General features: G+C 71.9%; 6 protein-coding genes and 1 rRNA gene. 2 read left to right on the top strand and 5 right to left on the bottom strand.

Annotation, left to right across the window (positions count from 1 at the left end):
• Positions 1-4 precede the first annotated feature (4 nt).
• Positions 5-121, top strand: a 5S ribosomal RNA gene (gene rrf, locus ETD83_RS37165).
• A gap of 43 nt (positions 122-164) precedes the next feature.
• Here rrf and ETD83_RS37160 read toward each other — a convergent pair.
• Positions 165-554: a MerR family transcriptional regulator gene (locus ETD83_RS37160; RefSeq protein WP_138649890.1), complete on the bottom strand. Its 390-nt coding sequence runs from the start codon at positions 552-554 to the stop codon at positions 165-167.
• A 102-nt stretch (positions 555-656) separates the two neighbouring features.
• On the opposite strand from ETD83_RS37160, the gene ETD83_RS37155 reads away from it, so the two are divergent.
• Entirely contained in the window at positions 657-2,165 is a 1,509-nt protein-coding gene (locus tag ETD83_RS37155) for an MFS transporter (RefSeq protein ID WP_138649889.1), read from the top strand.
• Here the strand turns inward: ETD83_RS37155 and ETD83_RS37150 are convergent.
• From ETD83_RS37150 to ETD83_RS37135, 4 genes are all read right to left on the bottom strand, one after another.
• Entirely contained in the window at positions 2,162-3,814 is a 1,653-nt protein-coding gene (locus ETD83_RS37150; protein WP_138649888.1) for a DNA repair helicase XPB, read from the bottom strand. The two genes, ETD83_RS37155 and ETD83_RS37150, sit on opposite strands and share 4 nt — an antisense overlap.
• A gap of 243 nt (positions 3,815-4,057) precedes the next feature.
• A complete protein-coding gene (locus ETD83_RS37145) occupies positions 4,058-4,345 on the bottom strand; it encodes a hypothetical protein (RefSeq protein ID WP_138649887.1) in 288 nt (95 codons plus the stop codon).
• Between the two features lie 25 nt (positions 4,346-4,370).
• Positions 4,371-4,811, bottom strand: a complete 441-nt coding sequence (locus ETD83_RS37140; protein WP_138649886.1) for a hypothetical protein — start codon at positions 4,809-4,811, stop codon at positions 4,371-4,373.
• 109 nt (positions 4,812-4,920) lie between these two features.
• Entirely contained in the window at positions 4,921-7,296 is a 2,376-nt protein-coding gene (locus ETD83_RS37135) for a helicase-associated domain-containing protein (protein WP_138649885.1), read from the bottom strand.
• Positions 7,297-7,361 lie beyond the last annotated feature (65 nt).

The raw sequence follows: 7,361 nt of genomic DNA, 5'->3' as shown, positions 1-7,361 counted from the left end.
GGCGTTCGGTGGTTTTGGCGAAGGGGAAACACCCGGTCCCATCCCGAACCCGGAAGTTAAGCTCTTCAGCGCCGATGGTACTGCATGGGAGACTGTGTGGGAGAGTAGGACACCGCCGGACACATATCACACAGAAAGGCCCCGCCGACACGGCGGGGCCTTTCTTATTTGTGGGCTTCTGCCTCGTCGTGTGCGGTGCGATCCGTGGCGGTGCCGATGACTTCATTCAGCACGTCTCGGGAACGGACCAGGTCGGTGATCATGCGATCGATGCGGTCGCGTTCGGCGGTTAGGTCCGTGACCAGTTGCGGTGTGGCGATCTCGGACGGGCCGCCGTCCGCGTCCCGCATGCAGGGGAGCAGTTCCGCGATCTTCGAGCTGTGCAGGCCCGCGGCGAAGAGTTCCTGAATGCGAATGACCCGGTCGACCGCGATTTCGGGATAGTCGCGGTGGCCGCCGGGTGTCCGTGCGGACGCCAGCAGTCCCTGCTGCTCGTAGTAGCGGAGGGAACGTGCGCTCACGCCCGTCCGCTGTGCGAGTTCACCGATCCGCATGACCCACCTCACATGACGGCGACGGACTTGAACCTGACACCGATGGCAAGTTCTACGGTAGCGGCCTGACGTACCCGTTCACATGACCGCTTCGAGGTAATCATGTCCGTCCAGCCGCTGTCCGGGAATGTGTCCCACCGGTCCAGCCGTCCGGCGTGGGTCCTGGCCTTGCTCGCGTTCGCGCAGTTCGTCATCGCCGCCGACTACAACATCGTCTATGTCGCGTTGCCCGAGCTGGGGCGCGATCTGGAGTTCTCCGGCCAGACCCTCCAGTGGGTCGTCAGCGCGTACGCGGTCGCGCTCGGCGGTTTCATGCTGCTGGGTGGACGGGCCGCGGACCTGCTGGGACGACGCCGCATGTTCATCCTCGCGCTCGTCCTGTACGCCGTCTCGTCGCTCATCGGCGGGCTTGCCGGCCATCCGGGACTGGTGATCGCCGTACGGGCTGCGCAGGGGTTGGGTGCGGCGCTGCTGTTCCCGGCCACGCTGGCGCTGATCAGCACGACGTTTGCTGAGGGTCCTGAACGAAATCGTGCGCTTGCCGTGTGGGCCGCCATGGGAGGTGGCGGTCTGGCCGGTGGTGCTCTGCTCGGCGGCGTGCTCGCCGACGTCTTCGGATGGGAGTCGGTGTTCTACGTCTTCGTCCTGTTGGCCGGGGTCGCGCTACTGGCGGCCTTCCCGTTGCTGCCGTCTGATGCGGCTCGGGACGTCGTCATGCGGGAGCGCCGGTTCGATCTGCCTGGGGCGTTGACTGCGACCGCCGGGGTCACGCTGCTGGTCTTCGTACTGGCGCAGGGTCCTGTGTGGGGGTGGACGTCGTCGTCCATCCTCGGGGCGTTGGGGCTCGGTGTCGTGTCGCTGGTGGTGTTCGCCGTGATCGAGGTCCGGAGTCGTGATCCGCTCATGCCGCCGCGCATGTTCGCCAACCGCAGCCTGCTCACGGCGATGGCGATCACCACGGTGTTCGGTGCGGGCCTGGGCGCCCAGTACTACCTGCTGACGGTCTACCTTCAGGACGTCCTCGGCTATGACCCGCTGCGGACGGGCCTCGCGTATCTGCCGTTGACGCTGCTGAACATCGCCGGAACGAAGGTCGCGGAGCGGCTGGTGACCGGTGTGGGCATGCGCGCCGCCCTGTCCGCCGGGCTGGTGATCGGCGCGGCGGGGATGGTGCTGCTGGCGGTCGCCGTGTCGCCCGACTCCGCGTTCGTCGTGGTGCTGCCCGGCATCATGGTCACGGGGTTCGGGATGGGCATCGTCTGGACGTCGATGTGGATCGCGGCGGGCAACGGTGTGGGGGCGGGTGAGCAGGGCGTCGCGTCCGGGATGGCGTCCGTGACGCATCAGACGGGGCTGGCGGTCGGTACAGCGCTCATGGTGCTCGTCGTCAACGGCGGAACCGGGAGCCTGGACGGCCCTGCCCTGCGGCGGGAACTCACCGAAGGGCTCGGGACGGCGTACTACATGGCCGCCGGTGTGACCCTCCTCGGGGCGCTCCTCACCGTCGCCGCCCTTCGACGCCAAGCCAGCCGAGCCAGCCGAACCGGCCGAGCGAGCCGAGCGAGTCGCGTGAGCGAGGGTGCGGGGGCCCTGGTTGAGAAGGCGGGTTAGATTTCGTCGCCTGCCAGGACCGTGTCGGCGTCCACGATGCGGTACGCGTAGCCCTGTTCGGCGAGGAAGCGCTGGCGGTGGGCGGCGTAGTCCTGGTCGAGGGTGTCGCGGGCGACGACGGCGTAGAAGCGGGCCCCGTGGCCGGACGCCTTCGGACGCAGAAGGCGTCCGAGCCGCTGGGCCTCTTCCTGCCGGGATCCGTAGGCGCCCGACACCTGGACGGCGACGGACGCCTCAGGAAGGTCGATGGAGAAGTTCGCGACCTTCGACACCACCAGGACGCTGATCTCGCCCGAGCGGAAGGCGTCGAAAAGGCGTTCCCGTTCGCGGACGCGGGTCTCGCCCTTGATGACGGGTGCGTCCAGCAGGGCGCCGAGTTCGTCGAGCTGGTCGATGTACTGGCCGATGACGAGGGTCTGCTCGCCCTTGTGCCGGTCGACCAGAGCCTGGATGAGCTTGGTCTTGGTGTCGGTGGTGGCGCAGAAGCGGTAGCGCTCCTCGGGTTCGGCGGTGGCGTAGGCGAGGCGTTCGGCATCGGTGAGCGTGACGCGGACCTCGACGCAGTCGGCGGGCGCGATCCAGCCCTGCGACTCCATGTCCTTCCAGGGCGCGTCGTAGCGTTTCGGGCCGATGAGGGAGAACACGTCGCCCTCGCGGCCGTCCTCCCGGACGAGGGTGGCGGTGAGGCCGAGGCGGCGGCGGGCCTGCAGGTCGGCGGTCATGCGGAAGATGGGCGCGGGCAGCAGGTGCACCTCGTCGTACACGACGAGGCCCCAGTCGCGGGCGTCGAACAGTTCGAGGTGCGTGTAGACGCCCTTCCGGCGCGTCGTCATGATCTGGTAGGTCGCGATCGTGACGGGGCGGATCTCCTTCTTCGCGCCGGTGTACTCGCCGATCTCCTCCTCGGTGAGGGACGTGCGCCGGAGGAGCTCCTGCTTCCACTGGTGCGCCGAGACGGTGTTGGTGACGAGGATCAGCGTGGTCGCCTCGGCGCGGGCCATGGCGGCGGCGCCGACGATGGTCTTGCCCGCGCCGCAGGGGAGGACGACGACGCCGGAGCCGCCGTCCCAGAACGCCTCGGCGGCGTCGCGCTGGTAGGAGCGCAGCTGCCAGCCGTCCTCGGCGAGGGAGATCGCGTGGGCCTCGCCGTCGACGTAGCCGGCGAGGTCCTCGGCGGGCCAGCCGAGCTTCAGCAGGGCCTGCTTGAGGGCACCGCGCTCGCTCGGGTGGACGGCGACGACGTCGTCCCCGACCCGCTCGCCGATCATGCCCTTGATCTTCTTGGCCCGCAGGACCTCCTCCAGCACGGACCGGTCGGACGACGCCAGGACGAGCCCGTGCACGGGGTCCTTCTCCAGCCGCAGCCGCCCGTACCGGGCCATCGTGTCGGCGACGTCGACGAGCAGCGCGTGCGGGACGGGATAGCGGGAGAACCGGATCAGCGTGTCGACGACCTGCTCGGCGTCGTGCCCGGCGGCGCGGGCGTTCCAGAGCGCGAGCGGCGTCACCCGGTAGGTGTGGACGTGCTCGGGCGCCCGTTCGAGCTCGGCGAACGGCGCGATCGCCTTGCGGCAGGCGGCGGCCAGTTCGTGGTCGACCTCCAGCAGCAGCGTCTTGTCGGACTGGACGATGAGCGGACCGTCGGTCACGGAAAGCAGCCTCCGTCGGGAATCGGTGTTGGGAGTCGGGAATCCCCGCTGGTGCACGGTACCCGAGGACGCCGGCGGCGGCGCCTTCGTCGTTCGGTTCGGGGCGGGCGCACGTCCGGCCTGAGAATTCAACGGCTTCGGGCCGCTGGGTCTTCCCGTCGCCGCAGGGTGTCCCGCCGGAGCGGATCTCGTCGCGGCCGGCGCAGCCCGCCGGAGCTCGCAGGAACCCGGGGGCCTGGTCGGTCAGGAGGTGGCGCCGAGGATCAGGAAGAACACGCCGATGGCGAGTCCGATCACTATGGCCAGGGCGAAGAGCGACCAGCTCCAGATGGTCAGCTTCCGGGCTGAGCGCGGGTCGGTGGTGAGGCGGCGCTGTGCGTGCAAGGCGGTGATGACGCCCGCTACGGCGGCGAGGTTGAAGCACAGCACGATCGCGATGGAGTTGCAGACGAGCGCGGCCGTGATGGTGCCGCTGCTCACCGTCCTGGGCGGCACTCCGGGAGGACCGTAGCCGTAGCCGGGCTCGCTCATCGGATCTCCTCGAACCTTCGCCCGGTCAGATTCCGCCGGACGAGTCGTAGTCGGGGTCGGCGGCGACGAGGAGCGCGTAGATCACGATGAGGATGATCCCGATCACGAGGGCGGCGGCGAAGAGCGACCAGCTCCAGATCGTCAGTTTCCGGGCCGAGCCCGGGTCGGTGCTGTTGCGTCCCAGCGCGATCGCGGCGGTGATGACGCCGGGGATGGCGACGATGTTGCAGCACAGCACGACGGCGATGGCGTTGCAGACGAGGGCGGCGATGGTGGAGCCGCTGCTCGGCGTCCGGTGTGGCACTCCCGGAGGCCCGTAGCCGTAGCCGTGCCCGTAGCCAGGGGGTGGATAGCCCTGTCCGGCGCCGTACTGCGGTCCGTACGCGCCGCCCGGGTCCCAGCCCTGCGATCCACCGCCGTAGGGGTCCTCCCAGCCCGACGGCGGACGCCCTCCGTACCCGCTCATCGGGAGCCTCCTCACGTTCGCCTGGACACGTTATCGGTCCGGTGGGTCACTGGTTGGACCGTATGTGAGGTTCGCCGGTTCCGGGCATCCGTGGAACGGTGCGGATCGCTCAGGGGGCCGGGTCGTCGGTGAGCTCGGCGACGCCGGTGATGCGGTGGAGCGCGAAGCGGTGCACGGCGGCGCGCGTCGCGTCGTAGCCGGTGAGGAAGCCGCCCTCGACGCGGACGGGTTCCACGATGCGGCTGGACGCCTGTCCCTGCTGGTCGAGGTAGCCGATCCAGACGCGCCCGCCGCGGTCGACGGCGGTGCGGAGGCGGTCGACGGTGGCCATCGCGGGGGAGCGGGGCAGCTCGCCGGACGGGGCGTCCGCCCGCAGCCGGGCATGCTCCGCGCCGTGCATGGACGCCTCGTCGCCCGCGCGCAGCGCCCGCACCGCGGCGGAGATCATCGAGGCGTCGGTGCGCTCCTCCGGCCGCAACCGGACGATCTCGGCGGTCGGCGGCGGGTCGGCGCGCTGCGCGTCCGGACGGGTCACGATCACGCCGCCGCCCGGGGACTCGGCGACCGGGGCGAGGCCCAGGGCGCGCAGGCCGTCGAGGAGGTCGGCGCGCTGCAGCCCGGACGCGAGGACGGTCGGCGCGAGGCGGTGCAGCCGGAGCGGGTCGGAGCGGCGGTCGGCGAGGATCTCGTCGAGCGTGGCGGGCGAGTCGGTCCGGACGTAGGACGCGAGGGCACCGACGCGCAGGTGCCCGTGCCTGCGGGCGACGTCGTCGATCAGGTAGGTGAGCGGCTGCGGCAGCGGCGTCGCCGAATGGCGGGTCAGCAGGCCGGTGACGTCGGCGGCGGTCCGGCCGGCGTCCAGGGCGCGGCGGATCGACTCGGGCGTGAAGCGGTAGACGGTCGCGCCGCCGGTGGACTCGACGTCCGCGGCGAGGGCGAGTTCCCTGGCGAGTTCGGTGACCAGCGGGCCGGGCGCGATCGCGGTGAGGTCGGCCTGGATGAGGATCTCGTCGACCGGGGCGGGCAGGTGCTTCTCCAGGGCGGGCTCGGGGTCCGCGCCGGCGAGCAGGTCGCGGGCGAACGGGGCCGGCTCGCCGAACCCGGTGAGGCCGAGGGCGGCGGCCTCGCGCAGCGTCCAGCCGATGATCCGGTCGCGGGTCCGGCCGCCGCGGCGGGGACGCAACCACGCGAGCCGGTCGCGGAGGGCGTCCTCGCCGACGGCGCCGCGTCCGGCGTCCACGAGGACGTCCAGGGTCGCGCGGCGGGTGGACGGGGCGCTGCTGCGCACCATCGCCTCGCTGAGCGCGTTGATGAGCCGGTCGCGGTCGTCGCGTTCTCCGGCGAGGCCCGCGGCCCGGTCGGACTTCAGCCAGCCGCGGGCCAGCTCCGTCCAGCGGCCCGCGGTGTCGCGCATGAGCCACAGGTCGTAGGCGGGCGTCGGGAGCCATTCGCCGTCGAGGTCGCCGCTGCGGGTCAGCAGCCCGGCCGCGTACGCGACCTCGACGAGCAGCGCGGCCTTCCATTCGGGGACGTCCAGCAGCCCGGCGGCGGCGCGCAGGTCGCGGACGGCGAGGCCGCCGCTGCGCAGGACGGGCGGCGGTTCCAGGCCCCAGCGTTCGAGCAGCTCCTCGACGAGCCGGACGGCGTTGAACGCCTCCCCGGCCGCGGCCCGGATCACGACGTCCTCGCCGCGCGGTTCGCCGGGCGGGGGCGTGAGCGGCGGCGGCTCCGCGGCGGCGTCCCGGAAGAGGCGCCCGCCGCGCAGGTGCAGCGCGACCTCGCGCGGGAGGGTGACCGTGCGGTCGTCCTCGGCGGCGAGGAGGCCGCGGGCGAGGAGCCGTTCGATCGGGGTGGCCGCGGTGCCGACCCGGACGGGACGGCGCGCGTCGGCGACCCGTCCGACCGGCGGGCCCCAGGCGAGATGGTCGAGGGCGGCGAGCGCGTCGGGACCGGCGTCGTCGATCAGCGCGCCGGGTGCGCCCAGCAGCTCGGTGAGCCGCCGGAGCAGGCGCGCCGAATCGGCGAAGCCGCGCGGGGCCTCGCCGTCCAGGTCGGTGACCAGGTCGGTGAGGCGCTCGCGGGTGTACCCGGCGAAGACCTCCTGGACGGGCGGGCCGAGCCCGGCCGGGTGCGGCAGGGCCTGCCGGACGCCGGGCGCCGGGTTCAGCGTCCCGTTACCCCAGACGAGGCCGTACTGGTGCAACGTTCCGAGAGCGTCCCCGACCTGGGTGGGCGTGGCGTCGAGCGCGGTGGCGAGCGTTTCGGGGCCGGGCGGCGCGGGCAGGACGAGCAGGGCCTCCAGGACGGCGAGCGTGAACCGGTCGAGCCGGTCGAGGGCCCGGGAGACCGCGGCGGGGGTCGCGGCGCGGGCGGCGAGCGCGGTCAGATCGGCCGGGACGGGGGCGAGCAGCTCAGGACGCGCGGACAGCAGCGCGCGAAGCTCGTCGTCGCCTCGCGCGCGCAACCAGTCCGCGTACGTTTCCATGCCTTTCCCCAACTGTAGGTGGTGGAGGGGCTCGTCGTTTGAATGGTGGTGGGCGGGGGCTGGAG

Source organism: Actinomadura soli (genome assembly GCF_005889715.1).
Lineage (GTDB): Bacteria > Actinomycetota > Actinomycetes > Streptosporangiales > Streptosporangiaceae > Spirillospora > Spirillospora soli.
The sequence above is the reverse complement of the archived record's forward strand: the minus strand, read 5'-3'. Positions and strand labels throughout refer to the sequence as shown.